Here is a 20714-nt window from a genome sequence, read left to right as displayed (position 1 = left end):
CCGGAGTCCGGTGACGGAACGCGAATCGGCTGTGCCCGTACCGGAAATCCGGTACGGGCACAGCCGATTCGCGCATGTCGGTCGACAGTTCGTGGGAACCGTGCCCGGGGCCGGCTCAGCGGCCACCGGCCAGCCTGCCCAGTTCGGCGTCCCAGTCGATCAGTTCGGCCTCGCCGCCGCGCGGCACGAGGGCGAAGCTCCGCTCGCGGAGCCAGCTGTGCACCGGCTCGACCGGGACGTCGATCGAGGCGGTGCCGTCGTCCCCCCTGAGCGTGATCCGCAGCAGCCGGCGGCCGTGGCAGCGGCACGGCGGGGCGAACCGCACGTCGCCCATCCCGGCCGGCCGGTGCAGGCCCTTCCACAGCAGGTCGCGGGCGAACTCCCACGTCCCGACCGCCGGGTCGGAGCCGGGGAACTCCATGACCACGGAGAACGGCGCCCGCGCGCGGTACACGAAACGCACCGGCAGGTCGATGAACCTCCCGTCCCCGATGTTGAGTTGCGCGTTCAGGACGGGCGTGGCGCAGTCCCCGGCCGCAGCGGGGCCGTGACCGGTGAACGGATGGCGGCCGGGCACGGGTACCTCCGAGGACGATGGGCGGAAACGAGAAAAGTGCCGGGCCCGCCGACGAACGGGCCCGGCACTGAGCGGAGCCGGGCCTGCCGACGAACAGGCCCGGCCCGCGGTCACTCCCCGGTACCGGGAGCGACGACCAGGTGCTCGGCGAGGAACCAGACCTGGGTCTCGCCGGTGCGGATGATCTGGGAGACCAGGAGGTCCTGGGTGCCGTCGTCGCCGAGCTCCGCGGTGCGGGTGGCGGCGTCGCGGACGTCGGCGAGGATGGTCTCGTGGGCGTCGAGCAGGCGGGAGAGCATCGAGTGCACGCCCTCGATGCCGTCCGGCGGGCGCGGCACGCCCGTGATCTCGGCGGCGTGCCGGGGGTCGCCCACGGCGACGCCGCCGAGGCTCTGCACCCGCTCGGCGAGCGCGTCGACCAGCTCCAGCTGCTCCTGGGCGTGCTTGTCGAACAGCAGGTGCAGCTGGTAGGCCGTCGGTCCGCGCATGCCCCAGTGGTACTTCTTGTACAGCCCGTACAGGAACTGGGTGTCCGCGAGGACCCGGTTGAGCCGCTGGCACGAGTACTGCCGGGCGTCGTGGGAGAGCGCGATCGGCAGCTGGGTGACGGTGCCGAACTCCTGGATCTCGGGACCGTGCTGGTGGAGGCGCGGCTGCTGGTTGGTCATGGTGCTCCTGGGTTCTGTGTGTGCGGGGGTGGTCAGTCGGCCACGGACCGGACGGCCTCGCGGATCACGTCGGCGACGCACCCGGGGTGGGAGAGCATCACCAGGTGCGAGGAGTCCACCTCGACGGTGGTCGCGCCGGCCCGCTGGTAGCCGAACCGCTGGACCTCGGGGTTGAGGGTCCGGTCGGCGCCGGCGACGATGCCCCAGGACGGCTTGTCCCGCCACGCGGCGGTGGGCGCCGGCTCGCTGAACGCCGCCGCGGCGAGCGGACGTTGGGTGACGGCGAGGACCCGGCCGAGCGCGGGGTCGACGTCGGCCGCGAAGATCTCCGGAAGACGGTCGACCTCCACCGAGACGTCGGTGCCCTCGTCCCCGTCCGCCAGCGGGAAGGGGGTGTACACCAGGGCGGTGGCGAGCTCGGACTCGGGGAAGCCGCCCTGCAGCCTGCCCAGGCTCTCGCCCTCCTCCAGCGCGTAACCCGCCAGGTACACCAGGCCCTTGACGTTCTCCTCGGCGCCCGCCACGGTGATCACCGCGCCGCCGTAGGAGTGGCCGACCAGCACGACCGGCCCGGGAATCCGCCGGACCACCGACGCGATGTAGGCGGAGTCCCCGATCAGGCTGCGGTTGGGCACCGCCGGCGCCACGACCTTCAGTCCGTCGCCCAGCAGCTCCGGGATCACCCGGGCGAAGCTGGAGGCGTCGGCGAAGGCCCCGTGCACCAGCACGACGGTGGGCATGTCGTTCCTCGTCATGTATGTCCTCACTGAGGCCTCACCGAGGCCCTCGTGTCACGTGTTTTCCGTGCTCCTCAGGCTAGGAACGCGGCTGCCGCGGCCTGTTCCGACGGCGCACTGACTGCGGTCGGTCCGTGCACCGAACGGAAGTCGGGCCGTCTGCCGTCAACTCCCGCCCCGGCTCGGCGCTCTGGGACGACTCGGGGTGCTCTCACAGGCAACCGGGCGGATCCGCCGGCGCCTAGCGTGGTCCCGTTGCAGCCCCCCCGCTGCGTTAGGAAAGGGAAACCCCATGCCGTACATCACCGTTGGCCAGGAGAACTCCACCTCCATCGACGTCTACTACGAGGACCACGGCACCGGCCAGCCGGTCGTGCTGATCCACGGCTTCCCGCTGAACGGTGACTCCTGGGAGCGTCAGAGCGCGGCCCTGCTGGACGCCGGCTACCGGGTCATCACCTACGACCGCCGCGGTTTCGGCCGGTCCTCGCACCCGACCACCGGCTACGACTACGACACCTTCGCCGCGGACCTGAACACCGTGCTGGAGACCCTCGACGTCCGCGACGCCGTCCTGGTCGGCTTCTCCATGGGCACCGGCGAGGTCGCCCGCTACGTGTCCGAGTACGGCTCGGCCCGCGTCGCCAAGGTCGCCTTCCTGGCCTCCCTGGAGCCGTTCCTGCTGAAGACCGACGACAACCCGGACGGCGCCGCCCCGAAGGAGTTCTTCGACGGCATCGTCGCCGCGGTGAAGGCCGACCGCTTCGCCTTCTACACCGACTTCTTCAACGACTTCTACAACCTGGACGACAACCTCGGCACCCGGATCAGCGAGGAGGCCGTCCGCAACAGCTGGAACGTCGCCACCTCGGGCGGCGCCTTCGCCGCCTCGGCCGCGCCGACCACCTGGTACACCGACTTCCGCGCCGACGTCGCCCGCATCGACGTGCCCGCCCTCATCCTGCACGGCACCGGCGACCGCACCCTGCCGATCGACAACACCGCGCGCGTCTTCCACAAGGCCCTGCCGGCCGCCGACTACGTCGAGATCGAGGGCGCCCCGCACGGCCTGCTCTGGACCCACGCCGAAGAGGTCAACGCCGCGCTGCTCGCCTTCCTCGCCAAGTAGCCCGGACGGCCGACCGCCCCGACCGCGGCCGGCCGCACAGACGTCGGTACCGCCGTCGCCGCTCCAGGCCCAGTGGTGACGGCGGTACCGGCCGCCACACACCCGCGCCCGGTGTCCGTTCGAACGGGCACCGGGCGCGCTCCACGACAGGAGGTTTCCCGTGAAGCTTCGTTCGGCCCGCCGCATCGTTCCGCTGGTGGCGGCGCTCGCCGCCGTCACGGCCGCCCCCGCCGTCTCGGCGGCCCAGGGCGCGCCCCAGAGCACGTCCCAGAGCACCGCGGCGAGCGCGTCGGGCGGGCAGCACCGCCAGTTCGCCGTCGGCCCGCAGTACGACACCACCCACGTCTACGTCGAGCCCGGCACCGAGCAGGCCTTCGTGACCAGCTGGACGTCCACCTTCGGCGGCACCACGATCGGACCGGTCTCCACCCAGGTGACCCCGGCGCCGAGCCGGACGCTGTCCGAGCTGGTGGTCTCCCCGGTCGGCACGCTGTCGGTGTTCGACTACACCACGCCCATCCCGTACCCCTTCGGCACGGAGCGCACCGGCTGGCTGGTGACCGACCTCGACCAGGCGGTCAAGGCCGCCCGCGCCGACGGCGCGACCGTCACCGTGGCGCCGTTCGCCGACCCGATCGGCCGGGACGCCGTCGTCCAGTTCCCCGGCGGGATCAGCGCCCAGCTCTACGTGCACACCGGCCCGACGTCGTACCCGCCGCTGGCCAGCGTGCCGGAGAACCGGCTCTACCTGTCGCCGGACGCCGTCGGCGACTTCCTGCACAGCTATCTCGCCTTCACCCAGGGCCGGATCGTCTCCGACGACCGGAAGGCCGACGGCGCCGCCCTCGGTCTGCCCGGCACGACGTACCGGCTCATCCGGCTCACCTCCGGCTTCGGCACCACCACGGTCGCGGTGACCGACGGCCACCTGCCCTACCCGTTCGGCAAGGAGCTGACCGGCTACGGGGTGTCGGACCTCGGCGCCACCCTGGACAAGGCGAGGGCCGCCGGCGCCACGGTGCTGTCCGGACCGGTCCACGCGGGCGGCCGGGACAGCGCGATGGTGCGGTTCCCCGGTGGCTACGTCGCGGAGATCCACACCGAGCGCTGACCGGCAGGACGCGCTCACCGACGGGCGGCCGGGCACCTCGTCGCCCGGCCGCCCGTCGGCACAGGCGCATCGGCGCATCGACGCATCGGCACATCCGGCTCCGCGAACCGCCGCCGCCGCCGCTACCGCTACCGCGGGGAGGCCGCCGCCGGCCGTACGGAAGCCGACCCGGCCGCCTCGTGGATGAACTCCGCGACCGCGCTCGGCCGGGAGACCGCCACGGCGTGGGAGGCGTCGGGCAGTTCGAGGACGGTGGCGCCGGCGCGTTCGGCCGTGAAGCGCTGGACGGCCGGCGCGAGCGCCTGGTCGGCGCCCGTCACCAGGGCCCACGAGGGCTTCGCGCGCCAGGCCGCCACCGTCGGCGCGTCGGTCACCACCCGCTCGGCGACGGGGCGTTGGATCGCGGCCAGCACCTGCGCCACCTCCGCGTCGAGGTCGGCGGCGACCAGCGGCCGGAAGCAGTCCGCGGGCACGGAGAGCTCCGTCGCCCGCTCGGTGCCGCCGCTGGTGAACCCGGTGCGCCGCAGCCGGGGGATCAGCGGCGCGGGGGCGAAGCGGCCGGCGAGCGTTTCGTGGCTCTCCCCCACGTCGGGGAGGTAGGCGGCCACGTAGACCAGCGCGAGGACGTTGGGGGCGGCCCCGGCCTCGGTGATCACGGCGCCCCCGTAGGAGTGGCCGACCAGGACGACGGGACCGTCGATGCCCGCGACGACGTCGGCCAGGTAGGCGGCGTCATGGGCGAGGCCCCGCAGCGGGTTCGCGACGGCGAGCACCGTCAGTGCGCGGCAGTGGAGTTCGGCGACGACGCCGAACCAGGTGGTGGCGTCGGAGCAGCCGCCGTGGACGAGCACGACGGTGGGCCGGGTGGAGGGCATGGCGGCCTTTCGGCGGGTGGCGGAGGAGTCGTGGCGCAGGGGGTCAGGAGGCCGGAGTGCGACTTTCGTTCTGGGCGTAGGCCTGCCACTCACGCGGCGAGACCCCGTAGGCGTCGCGGAACGTCCGGCTGAAGTGGGAGTGGCTGACGAAACCCCACCGGTGCGCCACCGCGGAGACACTGCTCTGCCGGCGCAACGGCCGCTCCAACTCCCGGCGACAGGCGTCCAGTCGACGCTGCCGCACGAACTGGCCCACCGTCGTCCCGTCCTGCTGGAACAGCTTGTGCAGATAGCGCACCGAGATGTGCTGCGAGCGGGCGATCGACTCCGGCGCCAGGTCCGGATCCGCGAGGTTCTCCTCGATGTGGGCCCGGATCCGTGCCAGCAGTTCGGCGGCACCGCCCGGCTGCTCCGGCGCCTCCCGCTCCAGCAGCTCCGCCACCAGGACCGCCACGATGTCACAGACACTGCGCGCCAGGTGGTTGCCCGGCCGGGCCCGGTGCGCCCGGGACTGGACGACCAGCGTCCGCAGCAGCTGCGAGGCGAGCGAGCCGACCCCCTCGCTCCCCCGCGCCACCAGCCCACCCACGCGCCGGACATCGGCCTGCCGCACGCCCAGATAGAAGCACGGGACACGGAAACGCACCATCAGGCTCTGCGCGTCCTGCAGCAGACCCACCGGGTGCACGGCGGTGCCGATCAGCAGGTCCCCGGGCGCGAGCACCGTGCTGACGCCGTGGCGCCGTACGGTGGCCGCGCCCCGCACATGCAGGAGGACGTACAGGCAGTCCTCGGGATCGGCCCCCGGCGGCGGGGACAGGACGTCGACGCAGTCGCCGCCGCTGTCGAGGGCGGCCTGGACGAACTGCTGGGCCCGGCTTTCGGGTGTGGGGCTTTCGGGCGTGGGGCTTTCGCCTGCGGGGGTTTCGGGCATGGGCGAGGGACCCGACGGGATCACGGGAGGCTCCGACCGGTTGCGAGGGTTCAGTACGGGTGCTGGGGCTCGCCGCGCCGCACGGTGAGGGGCACGGCGGCCGGGGAATGAGCGGCAGCTCGTGGTGACGATTCTGGCCGCGCACCGGACCCGTTGACCACCGACCGACGTAGGGATTGCCCGACGAAGCTTCATCGCTCTGTAGCAACGGCCCACCCCGGCCGGCGGCTACCGGCCGGCAGCCTCCGGGGCGGACTGGAGCAGGTCCAGGAGCTGGAGCCCCATGTGCAGCACCAGGCGGTGCGCGCCGTCGTCCAGGTCCAGGCCCGTGATCTCCTGGATCCGGCGCAGCCGGTAGTACAGCGAGGTGCGGTGCAGTTCCAGCACCTCCGCGGTCCTGGGTACGGAGCCGGCGTTCTCCAGGAAGCAGCGCAGGGTCTCCTCCAGCCGGGCGCCGGCGCTGTCGTCCAGCAGACGCCGCAGCGGATTCGGCAGGAGGGACTCGTCGAGCGCGCTGTCGGGCAGCTGGAGGAACACGGCGTACTCCCCGAGCCGCTCCCAGTCGCCGACGCCCTCCAGCCGGGGCAGTCGACGGGCCGCGCGCACCGCGACCCGGGCCTGGTCGTGGGAGATCCAGGCGTCGGCGAGCGCCGTCCGGCGTCCGCCGACACCCACCGCCACAGACGGCCCCGGGCCCAGGAAGGTCGTCAGGGAGCGGACGACGGCACGGCTCTGCTGTTCCAGGTCCTCCTCCGTCGGCTCCCGGTCGAAGACCTGCACCAGGACCGCCCGGTCCTGTTCGACCGCCGGCAGCCCGCGGGCGGCGCGGGTCTGCCGGAACGGCTCCAGGGCGCCGCGCAGCGCCACCGCGACCCGGCCGGAGGGCCCGCGCTGCCCGGTGACGGCCACGCTGGTCACCACGACATGGGGGCCGGCCGGAAGGAGTCCGTCGTCGACCAGGCGCTGGTGCGCCGCGCAGCGCAGCGCCGAGTCCGATCCGACCAGCCCGCCCACCAGCCCGCGGGTGTGCTCCTCGTCGTCGTCCGAGGCGAGGCGCTCGGCGTACATCTCGACCGCCACGGCCCGGGCGACCCGGTCGATGGCCTCGGTCTCGGCCCCGGTGAGGGGCTCCCCCGCCGCCACGATCATCAGGATGCCCAGTAGGTGGCCGCGCTCACGGATCGGGACGCAGTAGCGCGGCCGCAGCCCCAGGTCGTCGCGGCCCGGCAGGACGCCCGGGCGGGTCCACTCGGTGACGCCCTGGGCCAGCACGTAGCGGATGGCCTCCTCGTCCGCGATGCCCTGCAGCAGCGTGCGCACCCGCACCCGGTCCTCGTCCCCGAAGTGCCGGCTGGTGCAGATCATCCGCACCAGCGGGTCGTCGAGGGCGACGGAGCGCCCCAGTTCCTCGGCCAGGCCGTCCACCAGCGCCTGCAGCACTTCGCCTCCCGAGCGTGCGCGCCGGGTCCACGTCGTCATGGTCAGTTGCCTCCCGGCGCATTCATACAAGGAGCGGAACGGGAGGGACAACCATTCGACAAAACGAGGAAACGGCGGCTCCCCGCGGGCCGGACGGCCTCTCCCCCCGGGCCGCTTCCGCGCCTGGAGGAGCCTCCGCGCGCGAGGTCGGAGCACGACCGCCGCCAGTGAACTTGCTTGCCGCACAGCCGAGTTGAGCCGACGCGGGATCGGACGGCGACCGCCGCTGCGGCCACCGGCCGCGCCGTCCCACAACTGTCGTACGGAGTGGGCATGATGGCGGGGAGCCCGCGCCCGGCCCCGTCCACCGCGCGAAAGGTGCGCGGATCGTCACCCCGCGGTGCACGGGCGGAACATCCACGCCCGCCGCCGCCCCCTAACCTGAGGACCGGTACCGCCTCCCCCTGCTCCTCGGCAGCTCCCAGGGCTCGAGGCAGGAGCGTCGCGCCGTCCCCGGCGCCGACGCCCCGATCGTCCGGTGTGCCCCGTCCCGATCGGACACCGCACCCGCCGGCCCCACACCGGCCCCGGACGGCCCCTCTCGGCCTCGCGCCGGCCCCACCCCGACACCGCCCAGGAGACCCTCGTGCCCACGCACCAGCCGCTGCCCAGCCCCCAGCCCGGCCCGGACGCCGCCACCAGCACCGACATCACCCTCGACGCCCGGCTGGCCCTCGGCGAGCACGAGTCCGTCGACGTCCCGGTGCGCCTCGGCTACCGCAGGGACGACCCGCTCGCCGTCGCCCTCGAGTTCCTCGGCCCCGCGGCGGAAGCGGGCACCTGGCGCTTCTCCCGCGACCTCCTCTGGGAGGGCCTGCAGAGACCCGCCGGCCTCGGCGACGTCCGCATCTGGCCGCCCTGCACCTGCCACGGCCGCGCCTCCCTGCGCATCATGCTCCGCGGCTGCGACAACGTCGTCCTCATCGACCTGCCCTCCCGCCAGATCCGCCGCTGGCTCCGCCGGGACTGCTTCACCCTGGTGCCCCAGGGCTCCGAGGCCGGCCTGATCGACTGGGCCGCCGAACTCGACGGCCTCGCCGCCTGACGCCGCGGCGGCGGGCCGGCCGCGTCAGAAGGCCGCCCCCGCTGCCGCGGAATTCCCGACAGTCTTCTCCCCGGGAGGGTGCGTGCTGCTGCTCGACCTCGACACGGTGTCGCCTCGTGAGCGCGTGGACGCGTTCCACCACGCGTTGACCGATTCGCAGGTGCCCAACGACGTCGCCCACGAGGAGCCGGCGACCGGTATCCACGCGCGCATGGAGATGTGGCGCGTCGGCGGACTGGACCTCTTCTCCACCCGGAACTCGGGCTTCCGGGTACGGCGGACGGACCGGCACGTACGCCACCACCGGGAGCACCCCATCGTCTCGGTCTCGATCCAGCCCCTGGGTGTCCACCGGGCCGAGGTCGCGGGCCGGCAGACGCTCCTGGGCTCCGACGACATCTGCGTCTTCCACGAGTTGTCGCCCCGCGTGTACGGCTGGTCCGGCGACGGCGCGTCCCAGGTCGTCATGTTCGACATGAACCGCCTCGGCGTGCCGGTGGACACCGTGGTGAGGGCCTCCCAACGGTTGCGCGCCAGCCCGCTCCACGGCCTGGTGCTGCAGCACCTGCGGGGTGTGTGGAGCGACCCCGGCCGGCTGGAGGCCGACGCCGGCTCGGAGGCCCTGGCGTCCGCCACGACGGAACTCGTCCGCGCCCTGCTCCTGTCGGCGGCGCACGCCGAGGAGGCCGTCGAGGTCAGGTCGACGATGGACGAGACGCTGGTCACCCGGATCACGGCCTACGTGCGCTCCCACCTGGCCGACCGTCACCTGACGCCGGAGCGCATCGCGGCGGAGCACGCCGTCTCCGTCCGCCGTCTCTACGCCCTGCTCAGCGGGGCGGGGATCAGCCTGGAGCAGTGGGTCATCGCGGAGCGGCTCGGGAAGGCGCGACGCATGCTCGCCTCCCCGCGCTACGACCGGCTGACCATCGCCGCGGTCTCCGCCCGGTGCGGGTTCAGCAGCCCCAGCCACTTCAGCCGCCGCTTCCAGGCGGCCTGCGGGGTGTCCCCGAGCGAGTACCGGCGGCTCGGTGGCGCCGTCCCGGTGGGCGGCTTCGAGTGAGTCGGCGGCTTCCGGTGGCCTGACGCGCAGCCCTCACCGCGATCGCTCCGGGGCGGTTCCGCACCGGACGCACGACGGCCCGGCATTCCCCGCAGCCACGGACAAGAGCCGTGCACAGTGGGGCATCGCGGCGGTGTCAGCGTTTCTCCAGGACGTACGGAACCGGCGAAAACCGGGTCCGGAGCCAGGGCGGGAAGACATGTCCCCCGGCCCCGGGCCGGCCGGTCCCTCGTCGCGGAGAGACGAGCACCGATGAGGACTGCCCATGACCGAACAGTGGCGGCGAACCCCCACCGACAGTGCCGCGCTTCAGGACCTGATCGACGAACTCGCGGGGGAGCTCCGTCGGTCCGTGGCCCTGGCCGACTCCTCGATCGGGCGCATCCGCTCCAGCCGGCACTTCGACGACGCGGACCCGGCACGCGTCCACAGCCTCCTGCACGGGCGGGCGAGCGGCGAAGTCGTCCGCCACGTCCTCGACCAGGGCGTCGCCCAGTGGTCCGGGCCGGGTTTCACCGAGGGCCTCGAGGAGTCGGGGCTGCTTCCCCGCTACTGCGTGCCGCTGCGTGAACGCGGCCACTTCCTCGGCCTGTTGACGGTCATCGCGCCGGGCGCTTCGCTGCCGCCGGAGGCGGTCGAGGCCATCGCCCGGGCGACGCCCGCCATCGCCGGCCGGCTGTACGCGGACCGCGTCCTGGCCCGCGCCGAGCGGAGCGGGGAGCAGCGCCTCCTGCTGTCCCTGCTGGACCCGAGCCCCGCCACCCGGGCCGAGTCCCGGATGCGGCTCCTGGACGGCGGGCTGCTCCCGGACGCGCCCCACGCGGTGGTCAGCGTCGTGCAGCTGGGCTGCTCCCGGGTGCCTGCGGGACGGGTGGCGACCGCACTGCGCGGGGCGCTGGAGGGGCTGCGCCGCACCCGGTCGGCGCACGGCGCCTTCGCGGTCACCCCGAACCGGGCCGTCCTGCTCCAGCTCTCCGATCGGCCGTTGGACCAGGAGGTGCTCCGGGAGCAGTCCGCCCGCATCATGGCGGCCCTGGGCACGGATCCCGCCGCCTCGACCGCTCCCGTCATCGGCATCGGCGGCCGGCAGGAGGGCCTCGCCGACGCGCGGGCCTCCTACGAGCAGGCGCTCGTCGCGGTGCGCGCGGCGCGCCGGCTGCCGGAGCTGAAGGGCATCGGCTCCTGGGAGGACCTCGGTGAGTTCGCCGTGATCCTGCAACTGCCGGACCACGCCCTGAACGAGTCACTGCTCCCGAAACCGCTGCGCGCCCTGCTCGAGTCCGGCTGCGGACAGCGGCTGGAGACGACCCTGCGGTGCTTCCTCGACCAGGCCGGATCGGTCCCCAGGACCGCCGAGGCGCTCCGGATCCACCGCACCTCGCTGTACTACCGGCTGCGACAGATCCAGGAGATCACCGGGCTCGACCTGGACAACGGGGCGGACCGCATCACCCTGCACCTGGGCCTGCGCATCCGCGAACTCCTGCTGTCCCTCGGCACGTCGGGCGACGACGCCGGGCGCCGACAGCAGTCCGCCGCAGCGGGCGACGCTCCCGTCGACCGGACGCCAGGCGCCGATCCGCGGGGCCTGCGCGGCACGAAGGCCCGCCCGGGACGGCGGGTCCCGCCGCAGCGGACGTACGCCCGACGCGATCGGGCCGAACGCGTCCGGGGCGAGGCCGCCTAGGACCTGGGACCGGCAGGGCGGGTCACGGCCTCTCCCCCGCCGCTCGGCGGGCACGCTCGTTCGCCAGCCAGTCCGTCGGTGACAGGCCGTAGGCACCGCGGAAGGCGCGGCTCAGCTGCCCGGGGCTCGTGAAACCCCACCTCCGGGCGATGAGCCCGACGCTGAGCGAGTCCGCCGGGGCCGCGAGCAGCGCCCGGCGGCACCCCTCCAGGCGCTGTTCCCGGATCCACTGGCACAGCGTCCGGCCTTCGCCCTCGAAGAGCCGGTGCAGGTGCCGCGCGGAGATGCCCTGGGCCCGGGCGATGCCCTCGGGGCTGAGCCCGGGGTCGGACAGGTGCCGGCGTACGAACTGCCGCACGCGGAACAGCACGGCGTCGTTCACGCCGGGCAGCCCGTCCGCCGGCCGGGCTGTCAGCAGGCGGGCGTACGGTGCCGGGGCCGCGGAGCGACCGCCGTCCTCCGTGTGTGGGGGGATTCGAGCTGCCATGGTGCCAGCATGCCGGTGCCGCGGGGCCGGGCGCATGAGTCAGGTGACTGGTCCGCGCGGGCGGCGCCGGCCCCGCTCAGGCCAGGTGCGCCCGCAGGAAGCCGCCGCCCTGCCGCAGCGCCGCGCGGGAGGGCGGGCTGTCACGCAGCGCGTTCAGCGACACGAAGTCGTGCACGGTGCCGAGGAACCGTACGGCCGACGCCCGGACTCCGGCCGCGCGCAGCCGGGCCGCGTACTCCTCGGCCTCGTCCCGGCTGACGTCCGCCTCGGCGGTGACGACCAGGGCCGGCGGCAGCCCGGCGAGCAGGGCGGGGTCGGCGGACAGCGGGCTGGCGGTCGGCTGTTCCCGGTTCCCGGACGGGCCGAGGTACTCCCGCCAGTACCGCCGCAGGGCCTCCCGGCCGAGCAGGTAGCCGGACCCGAAGCGGTGCTGCGACTCGGTGTCGCAGACGGGGTCGACGAGCGGGTAGTAGAGGAGCTGCGCCCGGATGGAGGGGCCGCCCCGGGTCTTGGCGAGCATGGTGACGCCGATGGCGAGGGTGGCGCCGGCGCAGTCGCCGGCCACCGCGATGCGGTCCGGCGCGACTCCCAGCGACCGCGCGTGCGCGGCGATCCAGCCGAGCAGGGCGTAGCACTCCTCCAGCGCCACGGGGTAGCGGGCCTCGGGTGTCCGGCTGTACTCGGGGACGACGGCCACCGCACCGGCCGCCTTGACGAGGTCGGTGATCAGGCGCGCGTGGGTGTGGGCGTCGCCGAGCATCCAGCGCCCTCCGTGGACGTAGAGCAGGGTGGGCAGCGGGCCCTCGGCACCGATCGGGCGGAAGGTCCAGAATCCGACGAGCCCGCGGGGCCCCACCGGCGCCACCCGGAACCGGGTCTCGACCTCGCAGTCCTCGACCAGGTCGCCCTGGACCTCCCGCAGGGCCTGGCGCCCGGTGTCCGGGCCGAGGTCGTCGAGCCCGGGCGGCGTGGCCGAAGCCGCGACCAGCCGTGCCACGACCGGGTCCAGGGTGACCGGGGAAGGCGGGACCGGGCCCTGCCCGGGCCGGGCGTCATGCTCCACGACGGCTCGTCTCCACGCGATCGGGGTCGACGGTCTACCGGCTCTGCAGCAGGTCGCGGAGCTGGTGCCGGCTGCTGACGCCGAGTTTGGGATAGACGTTGTACAGGTGCGAGCCCACCGTGCGGGGCGACACGAAGAGCTGTTCACCGATCTCACGGTTCGACAGGCCCTGCGCGGCCAGGCGGACGATCTGCTGCTGCTGGGCGGTCAACCCGTCCAGGGAGGCGGCGGATTCGACGGCCGAGTCGGCGTTGTTCGCCACGCCGCTGGCGCGCAGCTCCTGGCGGATCGCGGCGGCGAAGGGCTGGAACCCGAGGACGTCGGCGGTGTCCAGCGCCGCGACGAGTTGCTGCCGGGCCTCGGAGGGGCGCCTGGCGCGGCGCAGCCAGATCGCGTAGCTGAACCGGGCCTGCGCCCGCTCGACCGGCCACTGCTCGCCCTCGGCGTTCACCAGCGCGAGGCGGAAGTGGTGCTCGGGGTCGGGGCCGGGGTCCAGCAGGGCCGTGGCGTGGTGCAGCAGGAGCGTCATCCGGACCGTCGGCCGCTCCCCGTGCACCGACCGCACCCGCGCCAGGACCTCCGCCGCGTCCTCGCTGGTGCCGGCCCGCTGGGCGGCCAGCGCGAGTTCCGCGACGCAGCGCGAGGAGAGGAACGGGTGCACCGGAGTGCCGTCCTCGGCGAACAGCCTCCGGAGCCAGCGGTAGGCGTCGGCCCACTCCGTGTGGGACATCGCGACCAGGGCGACGGCCCGCACCAGCCGGGCCCGGGTGGCGGCGTTCTCGTACCCGTCGAACGGGACCTCCGGCCAGGTGATCAGGTTCGCGGGGGCGGTCCCGCGCAGTGCGCGCAGGGACAGGTCGAAGGCCGCCAGGTCGGCCTGGGGGCGGGTCAGGCGCAGCACCGCCGCCTGGTCCGTCGCCTCCTCCACCCGGGCGGACACCTCCGACCACTGGCCGGTCGCCAGGAGGGTGTCCAGCAGCGGGGCCAGGTGCCAGGCCCGCAGGCCGAAGGCCCGCCGCCCGCGCAGGTAGGTGTCGGCGGCGCGGTAGTGCTCCAGGGTGACGCCCGGCTCGTCGGAGAGGTAGCCGACCGAGGCGATGGCGAGGCGCCTGGTCAGCTGGTCCCGTCCGTCCAGCGGGCCGCTGCCCATGAGGGCGTCGGGGCCTTCGACGGCTCGCGACGCGCTCCTGGGCCGGGTCTCCGTGCCCCGCACGAAGCCCGCGAGCACGCCGGTCGGGCCGGGCCCGGACGCACGGGCACCCTCCGGGCCCGGCCCGGCGTCGCGGAGGCCGGACTCCCGGAGGCTGGCGTCGCGGAGGCCGGCGTCGCGGAGGCCGGCGACCAGCTCCGAGAGCCGGGCGCGGTGCTCCGGCAGGCCGGACTGCTCGGCGATCGCCGACGCCAGCGTCACCGACCTCGCGTCGATGGCGGCACCGGCCGAAGGGTGCCGGTCCGCGCTGTCCAGCAGGAGGGCGAACGCCTCCTTCTGCCGGGAGGAGTGGGACAGGGCGGTCGCCACGGCCAGGTCGGCCTCCCGGGTGAGCCGGGGGTCGCTGTTGACGCTCAGGAAGCGCGCGTGGAGGCTGCGGACCCAGTCCAGGTCCCCGACGGCGACGGCCGCGTCCAGGGCCCCGGCGAGGAACCGGGCCCGCTCGCCCGCGCTGGTGCTGAACCGGGCGGCGTCCTCCAGGGCCCGGGCGAGCGTGAAGTCGTCCGCCGAGTGCCTGGCCGCCGCCCGCAGGTCCTCGGTGAGCGAGGCGTCCGGGACCACCGCGGCGGCCACCAGGTGCCGCGCCCGGTCGAGCGGCCGCCCGCCGGCCCGTTCGGCGAGGTCCCGGTGGGCACGGGTCAGCACCGCGGCGGACTGCCCGGCGGACGCGGCGACCCTGGCCAGCGGGTGCCGGAAGACGATGTGACCGTCGATCAGGGCGACGATCCCGGCCTCCTCGGCGGGGGTCCAGATTCCCAGGTCCGAGGTGTCCAGTGCGGCCATCACGGCAGCCGCGTCGTCGCCGGGCAGAGCCACGGCGGCGTAGAGGAGGGCCGTGCGCGTCCGGGCGGGCAGCGGAGCGATCAGGGTGTCGAACCTGGTCCGGAGGTTCCGCAGGCGAGGGGTGCGCTCACGGGCCAGGGCCGGATCGGCGGAAGCCCGTCGACGGCACAGCTCCAGCAGGGCGGACGGATTGCCCTCGGCCCCCTCCAGCACCTCCAGGCGGGTGCGCCCGACGGGGGCGCCGGGCACCGAGTCCAGCAGGGCGGCGGAGAAGCGCGGCGACAGCGGCGCGACGTGCAGCAGCTCGACGTCGGCGGGCAGGTCCAGCAGGGCCTCGTCGTCGCGCGAGGCGAGCAGGAGCGACACCCGGCTCCCCTCCGCGCGGCGGACGAGCGACCCCAGCAGCTCCAGGGTGGGGCGGTCGCAGGCGTGGGCGTCGTCGACCGCGATGAGGACCAGGCCCGGGGCGCAGCCGTGGCCGGGGCCGCCCGACCGCTCCAGCAGCGCCGCGGTGCCGGCCGCCACGTCCGCCGCGGACGGCGCGAAGGGCGCGGACGGCGCGGACGGCGCGGACTGCGCGGACGGCACGGACGGCGCCGTGGCATCGGGCCCGATGGCGAGCGCGGCGCGCAGGGCCTGTCGATGAGGCCCGCCCAGCGCCGGCACCCGGTCCGTCAACGGGGCGAGCAGGTGGCGGAGCAGCCCGTACGGAACCCCGCTCTCCGGGGCCCAGCCCTGAGCCGTCAGCACCACCGCTCCGGCTCCGGCCGCCTGCTCACAGGCCGTCCGCAGGAGCCGCGACTTCCCGATGCCCTCCGAGCCGACGAGCACCAGAGCCCCCGAGGTCCCGGGCTCCCGCCGGACATGGCGACGCAGTCGCTCCAGTTCGGCGCCACGCCCGAACAGCGTGCCGGTGCCGTGGGCGGAGGCCGGTCGCGCCCCGTGGTCCTCCGGTTCGTCCCGGACCGTGTCCATGATCGTCATCGTCGCACTCCACACTGCCCGCCGCGACCACCGCGGCACCTCTCCACATTGTCGATCTCGCTCGGGGCCGGGCCCGTCCTCGTACCGCACCGGCCCCGCTCTCCGTTTCCCCGGGACAGGCCCTACCGGAGCAGGAGCTGTGCACTGAGGCGCAAGTACCGGCGGTGGCGGCTCCCTAGGGTGACCGTGTCGCGGATCGTGGCCTCCGGGCCTCGGGTTCGAAAACAGGCCCGAGTTCCGCCCCCGCCGCCGTGCCCGAGGGTCCGGTGGCGGGGGTCACCGGTCGACGGGCGCCACCGCGGCGGTGTCGGAGGCGACGGACCACCTGGGGCACGTCGCCCGGCCTCACCAGGCCCGGCGGTGCAGCGCCATGTGCACGGTGTCGACGACCTGGATCAGCGCGGCCCGGGTGGTGCCCGTGGGATGGAGACCGCCGACGAGCAGGAAGCCGTGCATCACCCCCTGGTAGCGCGTGGCCACCACCGGGACCCCGGCCGCCCGGAGCCTGGCCGCGTAGGCCTCCCCCTCGTCCCGCAACACATCGGCCTCCGCGGTGACCACCAGCGCCGGCGGCAACCCGGCGAGCTGCTCCAGCGACGCCCGCAACGGCGCGGCCGTCACCTCCATCCGCCGGTCCCGCTCGGGCAGGTAGTCGTCCCAGAACCGGCGCATGTGCTCACGGTGCAGGAAGTAACCGGTGGCGAACCGGCGATAAGAGGGCGTGTCGAAGTCCGTGTCGGTCACCGGACAGAGCAACACCTGATGGACCAGCGGGAGTTCACCACGCTCCCGGGCCAGCAGCGTCAAAGCCGCCACCAGGTTCGCCCCCGCGGAATCCCCGACGACGGCGATCCGCTCCCCCACCAACCCGATCTCATGCCCATGCTCATGGATCCACCGGGCCACCGCGTAACACTGCTCCACCGCCACCGGGTACCGCGCCTGCGGCACCCTGGCGTAGTCCACATACACCACCGCCGCATCCGTACCCAGCGCGAACTCCCGCACCAGCCGGGCATAGCAGTCGGCATCACCGAGCGACCAGCCGACGCCGGGCAGGAACAGCACCACCGGACTGGGCCGGGCGGTGTCGAGGGGTCTGGTCACCTGGACGCGCACCCGCCCGGCCGGCCCGCAGGGCAGGGCGAGCCACTCCGAGGTGACGCCGCTGGGGTCCTCCTCGTCCTCGTCCTCGTCCTCGTACCCGTCGCCGGCCGGTGCCTCGCCGGATCCGCCGTCCGGTACGCCGTCGGGGGTGAGGAAGGAGAGGTCCGGCAGCCCGGTCGCGGACCGGCCGGCCCGGTCGTCCAGGAACTCCTGGAACGCCCGGTCGAGCACCGGACGGCGGTCGGGCAGCGGGGTGGGATCGGACAACTCATCGCTCCTGGCCTGGTCGGATCGGCGCGGCAACGCGAAGCCCGCCCTGGTGCGGGCCCGGTCCGCGCCCGAAGGCCGGCCTTCCGGCACCTCGCACACGCCACCCGACGGTACTGTCGGGGACCCGGCCCCGGTGGCCTGATCGTGCACGTATTTCCCTTCGAAGGCACGGGCGTCCAGCCGATGCCGGGAGTTCGGTCGGGGCAGGACGGTGGGAGCGGGTTCAGGAGGAATGACGGCCGTCGGCCCGGGCGGCGTAGGCCTGCCACTCACGCGGCGAGAGCCCGTAGGCGTCGCGGAACGTCCGGCTGAAGTGGGAGTGGCTGACGAAACCCCACCGGTGCGCCACCGCGGAGACGCTGCTCTGCCGGCGCGACGGCCGCTCCAACTCCCGGCGGCAGGCGTCCAGTCGACGCTGCCGCACGAACTGGCCCACCGTCGTCCCGTCCTGCTGGAACAGCTTGTGCAGATAGCGCACCGAGATGTGCTGCGAGCGGGCGATCGACTCCGGCGCCAGGTCCGGATCGGCGAGGTTCTCCTCGATGTGGGCCCGGATCCGTGCCAGCAGTTCGGCGGCACCGCCCGGCTGCTCCGGCGCCTCCCGCTCCAGCAGCTCCGCCACCAGGACCGCCACGATGTCGCAGACACTGCGCGCCAGGTGGTTGCCCGGCCGGGCCCGGTGCGCCCGGGACTGGACGACCAGCGTCCGCAGCAGCTGCGAGGCGAGCGAGCCGACCCCCTCGCTCCCCCGCGCCACCAGCCCACCCACGCGCCGGACGTCGGCCTGCCGCACGCCCAGATAGAAGCACGGGATCCGGAACTCGACCATCCGGCACTCGGAGTCCCGCAACAGGACCGCCGGGTGGCGGGTGGCGCCGATCAGCAGGTCCCCGGGCGCCAGCACCGTGCTGACGCCGTGGCGGCGGACCAGGGCGGTGCCGCCGACGTGCAGGAGGACGTACAGGCAGTCCTCGGGGTCGGCCCCCGGCGGTGGGGACAGGACGTCGACGCAGCCGCTGCCGCCGTCACGGACGGCCTGGACGGGCTGCTGGACTCGGCTTTCGCCTGCGGGGGTTTCGGGCATGGGCGAGGGACCCGACGGGATCACGAGAGACTCCTGACCGGTTGCGATGGTTCGGTACGGGTGCTGGTGACGATCGCCGCGCCGCTTCATAACGGGCGCGGCGATCGGGGGGATCAGGGCGATCAGGAGAGGAACTTCTCCACGACGGCGTTGAACGCGCCGGGGTTCTCCAGGAACGGAAAGTGCGAACTCGCCACGCTCTTCGGGAACACGTGGAGGCCGGCGCCGGGGATCCGCTCGGCGATGAAGCGCTGGGACGCCGGGTCCACGTGGCTCCCCTCGCAGCCGATCACCAGGGTGGGCACGTCGATGCAGTCGAGGACGTCGCGCCAGTCCTGGGCGCAGTGGTCGAAGAGCAGCGGGACGCCCGCGTACGCCGGGGTCGAGCGGATCTGCTCGGTCACGAAGGCGAGCAGCTCCGGGTCGGTGTCGCCGCTGAACATGGAGCGGACGAAGTCCTCGCGGACCTTCTCCCCGTCCGGGCCGGCCAGCGCGTCGCCCAGTTCGAGGAGCCCGGCGACGTCGAAGATGGCGCCGCACTCGCGCTGCTCCGTCTCCGTCATCCAGGGCACCGCCGCCACCGCGGCCGGCTGGTCGACCAGGACGAGCCGGCGGATCCGGCCGGTGCCGTACTGGTCGACGAAGCTCCACCACACCGAGGCGCCCATCGACCAGCCCAGCGCGTCGAAGCGGTCCAGGCCCAGGTGGTCGACCAGGTCGAGGACGTCACGCGCCAGGCGCGCGATGCGGTAGCCGTGGCGCGGCTTGCCGGACCGGCCGTGGCCGCGGAAGTCCACCGTCACGACGCGCCGGCCCGGCGCCAGCCCCTCGAGCTGGTGGCGGAACATCTCCTGCGTCTGCCCCCAGCCGTGGAGCAGCACCAGCGGGACGCCGTCGCCGCCGCTGTCGCGGTAGGCCAGGCGCACGCCGTCGTTCGTGATCAGTTCGTGCATGGTGCTCGTTCTCGTCCGTTCTTCTCGGCTCGTGGATTCGGGATGTGGGGTCGGCGGGCCGCCGGGGCGGGGCGGTGGCTGCGGCCCCGGGCCTGTCATGCCGGCGCGGGGCCGCCCGGGGGCCCGCCCGTCCGGGGGGCCGGGAGCAGGTCCAGGAGCTGGAGCCCCATGTGCAGCACCAGGCGGTGCGCTCCGTCGTCCAGGTCCAGGCCCGTGATCTCCTGGATCCGGCGCAGCCGGTAGTACAGCGAGGTGCGGTGCAGTGCCAGGACCTCCGCGGTCCTGGGTACGGAGCCGGCGTTCTCCAGGAAGCAGCGCAGGGTCTCCTCCAGCCGGGCGCCCGCGCTGTCGTCCAGCAGACGCCGCAGCTGTTTGGGGACGAGGGACTCGTTGAGCGCGCCGTCGGGCAGCTGGAGGAACATCGTGTACTCCCCGAGCCGCTCCCAGTCGCCGACGCCCTCCAGCCGGGGCAGCCGCCGGGCCGCGCGCACCGCGACCAGAGCCTGCTCGTGGGAGATCCACGCGTCGGCGAGCACGGCCCGCCGGCCGCCCACACCCACCACGGCGTCCGCTCCGGGGCCCAGGTAGGTCCGCAGGGAGCGGACGATGCCGCGGCCCTGCAGGTCCAGGTCCGCGTCCGACGGCTCCTTCTCGAAGACCTGCACCAGGACCGCCCGGTCCCGCTCGATCATCAGCAGACCGTGGGTCGTGCGGGCGTGCCGGAACGGTTCCAGCGCGCCGCGCAGCGCCACCGCGACCCGGCCGGAGGGCCCGCGCTGCCCGGTGACGGCCACGCTGGTCACCACGACGTGGGGGCCGGCCGGAAGGAGTCCGTCGTCGACCAGGCGCTGGTGCGCCGCGCAGCGCAGCGCGGAGTCCGATCCGACCAGCCAGCCGACGAGTTGACGGGTGCGCTCCTCGTCCACCTCCGAGGCGAGGCGCTCGGCGTACATCTCGGCCGCCACCGTGCCGGCGACCCGCTCGATGGCCTCGGTCTCGGCCCCGGTGAGGGGTTCGTCGGCCGCCACGACCATGAGGATGCCCAGCAGGTGGCCGCGCTCGCGGATCGGGACGCAGTAGCGCGGCCGCAGCCCCAGGTCGTCGCGGCCCGGCAGGACGCCCGGGCGGGTCCACTCGGTGACGCCCTGGGCCAGCACGTAGCGGACGGCCTCGTCGTCCGCCACGCCCTGCAGCAGCGTGCGCACCCGCACCCGGTCCTCGTCCCCGAAGTGCCGGCTGGCGCAGATCATCCGCACCAGCGGGTCGTCGAGGGCGACGGAGCGCCCCAGTTCCTCGGCCAGGCCGTCCACCAGCGCCTGCAGCACTTCGCCGCCCGCACGGGCGCGCCGGATCCACATCGTCATGATCAACTCCTTCCTGGCATGCCATTCATACAAGGAGCGAACCGGAAGGACAACGTTCAACAAATCGAGGATCCGCCGGCTCCACCCGACCGGGACGGACGGTC

Annotated in this window: 18 protein-coding genes; 5 read left to right on the top strand and 13 right to left on the bottom strand. The window is 74.2% G+C overall.

The features are described 5' to 3' along the window. Positions 1-115: 115 nt before the first annotated feature. The 3 genes from ACIQ87_RS16725 to ACIQ87_RS16715 form a co-directional block, all read right to left on the bottom strand. Positions 116-577, bottom strand: coding sequence for an SsgA family sporulation/cell division regulator (locus tag ACIQ87_RS16725; RefSeq protein ID WP_402406758.1), 462 nt, complete (start codon positions 575-577; stop codon positions 116-118). A gap of 110 nt (positions 578-687) precedes the next feature. Then, the gene (locus ACIQ87_RS16720; RefSeq protein ID WP_402406756.1) at positions 688-1245 is read right to left on the bottom strand and encodes a Dps family protein; all 558 of its coding nucleotides are present in this window, start codon (positions 1243-1245) and stop codon (positions 688-690) included. A 32-nt stretch (positions 1246-1277) separates the two neighbouring features. Continuing rightward, complete coding sequence (locus ACIQ87_RS16715) at positions 1278-2000, bottom strand: alpha/beta fold hydrolase (RefSeq protein ID WP_402406753.1); 723 nt, start codon at positions 1998-2000, stop codon at positions 1278-1280. A 274-nt stretch (positions 2001-2274) separates the two neighbouring features. Here ACIQ87_RS16715 and ACIQ87_RS16710 point away from each other — a divergent pair, with 274 nt between their 5' ends. Together ACIQ87_RS16710 and ACIQ87_RS16705 are read left to right on the top strand one after the other, a co-directional pair. After that, positions 2275-3111: an alpha/beta fold hydrolase gene (locus tag ACIQ87_RS16710; protein WP_402406750.1), complete on the top strand. Its 837-nt coding sequence runs from the start codon at positions 2275-2277 to the stop codon at positions 3109-3111. Positions 3112-3271: 160 nt separating this feature from the next. After that, positions 3272-4222, top strand: a complete 951-nt coding sequence (locus ACIQ87_RS16705) for a VOC family protein (RefSeq protein WP_402406749.1) — start codon at positions 3272-3274, stop codon at positions 4220-4222. Between the two features lie 128 nt (positions 4223-4350). Here the strand turns inward: ACIQ87_RS16705 and ACIQ87_RS16700 are convergent, their stop codons facing one another. From ACIQ87_RS16700 to ACIQ87_RS16690, 3 genes are all read right to left on the bottom strand, one after another. Continuing rightward, on the bottom strand, positions 4351-5097 hold the full coding sequence (locus ACIQ87_RS16700; protein ID WP_402406746.1) for an alpha/beta fold hydrolase: 747 nt from the start codon (positions 5095-5097) through the stop codon (positions 4351-4353). Between the two features lie 43 nt (positions 5098-5140). Further along, the gene (locus ACIQ87_RS16695) at positions 5141-6031 is read right to left on the bottom strand and encodes a helix-turn-helix domain-containing protein (protein ID WP_402406744.1); all 891 of its coding nucleotides are present in this window, start codon (positions 6029-6031) and stop codon (positions 5141-5143) included. Positions 6032-6259: 228 nt separating this feature from the next. Further along, positions 6260-7510: a PucR family transcriptional regulator gene (locus ACIQ87_RS16690; RefSeq protein WP_402406741.1), complete on the bottom strand. Its 1251-nt coding sequence runs from the start codon at positions 7508-7510 to the stop codon at positions 6260-6262. A gap of 586 nt (positions 7511-8096) precedes the next feature. Here ACIQ87_RS16690 and ACIQ87_RS16685 point away from each other — a divergent pair. The 3 genes from ACIQ87_RS16685 to ACIQ87_RS16675 all read left to right on the top strand — a co-directional run bounded on the left by ACIQ87_RS16685 (position 8097) and on the right by ACIQ87_RS16675 (position 11305). Continuing rightward, positions 8097-8555, top strand: a complete 459-nt coding sequence (locus tag ACIQ87_RS16685) for an SsgA family sporulation/cell division regulator (protein ID WP_402406738.1) — start codon at positions 8097-8099, stop codon at positions 8553-8555. An 82-nt stretch (positions 8556-8637) separates the two neighbouring features. Continuing rightward, the gene (locus ACIQ87_RS16680) at positions 8638-9618 is read left to right on the top strand and encodes a helix-turn-helix domain-containing protein (protein WP_402406736.1); all 981 of its coding nucleotides are present in this window, start codon (positions 8638-8640) and stop codon (positions 9616-9618) included. Between the two features lie 265 nt (positions 9619-9883). After that, on the top strand, positions 9884-11305 hold the full coding sequence (locus ACIQ87_RS16675) for a PucR family transcriptional regulator (RefSeq protein ID WP_402406733.1): 1422 nt from the start codon (positions 9884-9886) through the stop codon (positions 11303-11305). A 22-nt stretch (positions 11306-11327) separates the two neighbouring features. Here ACIQ87_RS16675 and ACIQ87_RS16670 read toward each other — a convergent pair whose 3' ends face one another. From ACIQ87_RS16670 to ACIQ87_RS16640, 7 genes are all read right to left on the bottom strand, one after another. Continuing rightward, the gene (locus tag ACIQ87_RS16670) at positions 11328-11792 is read right to left on the bottom strand and encodes a helix-turn-helix domain-containing protein (protein ID WP_402406730.1); all 465 of its coding nucleotides are present in this window, start codon (positions 11790-11792) and stop codon (positions 11328-11330) included. 76 nt (positions 11793-11868) lie between these two features. Then, a complete protein-coding gene (locus ACIQ87_RS16665) occupies positions 11869-12855 on the bottom strand; it encodes an alpha/beta hydrolase (protein ID WP_402406728.1) in 987 nt (328 codons plus the stop codon). Positions 12856-12889: 34 nt separating this feature from the next. Beyond that, positions 12890-15832, bottom strand: coding sequence for an AAA family ATPase (locus tag ACIQ87_RS16660; RefSeq protein WP_402406725.1), 2943 nt, complete (start codon positions 15830-15832; stop codon positions 12890-12892). Positions 15833-16177: 345 nt separating this feature from the next. After that, complete coding sequence (locus ACIQ87_RS16655; protein WP_402406722.1) at positions 16178-17206, bottom strand: alpha/beta hydrolase; 1029 nt, start codon at positions 17204-17206, stop codon at positions 16178-16180. A 226-nt stretch (positions 17207-17432) separates the two neighbouring features. Next, positions 17433-18293: a helix-turn-helix domain-containing protein gene (locus ACIQ87_RS16650; RefSeq protein ID WP_402406720.1), complete on the bottom strand. Its 861-nt coding sequence runs from the start codon at positions 18291-18293 to the stop codon at positions 17433-17435. 122 nt (positions 18294-18415) lie between these two features. After that, positions 18416-19246, bottom strand: a complete 831-nt coding sequence (locus ACIQ87_RS16645; RefSeq protein WP_402406717.1) for an alpha/beta fold hydrolase — start codon at positions 19244-19246, stop codon at positions 18416-18418. A 95-nt stretch (positions 19247-19341) separates the two neighbouring features. After that, positions 19342-20610, bottom strand: a complete 1269-nt coding sequence (locus ACIQ87_RS16640) for a PucR family transcriptional regulator (protein ID WP_402406714.1) — start codon at positions 20608-20610, stop codon at positions 19342-19344. Positions 20611-20714 lie beyond the last annotated feature (104 nt).

Source organism: Kitasatospora sp. NPDC096204 (assembly GCF_044763205.1).
In the GTDB taxonomy this organism is placed as follows: domain Bacteria; phylum Actinomycetota; class Actinomycetes; order Streptomycetales; family Streptomycetaceae; genus Kitasatospora.
The sequence above is the reverse complement of the archived record's forward strand: the minus strand, read 5'-3'. Positions and strand labels throughout refer to the sequence as shown.

Coding starts and splice junctions, on each gene's coding strand:
- ACIQ87_RS16720 (WP_402406756.1), bottom strand. CDS start 1,245: ATGACCAACCAGCAGCCGCGCCTCCACCAGCACGGTCCCGAGATCCAG.
- ACIQ87_RS16715 (WP_402406753.1), bottom strand. CDS start 2,000: ATGACGAGGAACGACATGCCCACCGTCGTGCTGGTGCACGGGGCCTTC.
- ACIQ87_RS16710 (WP_402406750.1), top strand. CDS start 2,275: ATGCCGTACATCACCGTTGGCCAGGAGAACTCCACCTCCATCGACGTC.
- ACIQ87_RS16700 (WP_402406746.1), bottom strand. CDS start 5,097: ATGCCCTCCACCCGGCCCACCGTCGTGCTCGTCCACGGCGGCTGCTCC.
- ACIQ87_RS16695 (WP_402406744.1), bottom strand. CDS start 6,031: ATGCCCGAAACCCCCGCAGGCGAAAGCCCCACGCCCGAAAGCCCCACA.
- ACIQ87_RS16690 (WP_402406741.1), bottom strand. CDS start 7,510: ATGACGACGTGGACCCGGCGCGCACGCTCGGGAGGCGAAGTGCTGCAG.
- ACIQ87_RS16675 (WP_402406733.1), top strand. CDS start 9,884: ATGACCGAACAGTGGCGGCGAACCCCCACCGACAGTGCCGCGCTTCAG.
- ACIQ87_RS16670 (WP_402406730.1), bottom strand. CDS start 11,792: ATGGCAGCTCGAATCCCCCCACACACGGAGGACGGCGGTCGCTCCGCG.
- ACIQ87_RS16660 (WP_402406725.1), bottom strand. CDS start 15,832: ATGACGATCATGGACACGGTCCGGGACGAACCGGAGGACCACGGGGCG.
- ACIQ87_RS16650 (WP_402406720.1), bottom strand. CDS start 18,293: ATGCCCGAAACCCCCGCAGGCGAAAGCCGAGTCCAGCAGCCCGTCCAG.
- ACIQ87_RS16645 (WP_402406717.1), bottom strand. CDS start 19,246: ATGCACGAACTGATCACGAACGACGGCGTGCGCCTGGCCTACCGCGAC.
- ACIQ87_RS16640 (WP_402406714.1), bottom strand. CDS start 20,610: ATGACGATGTGGATCCGGCGCGCCCGTGCGGGCGGCGAAGTGCTGCAG.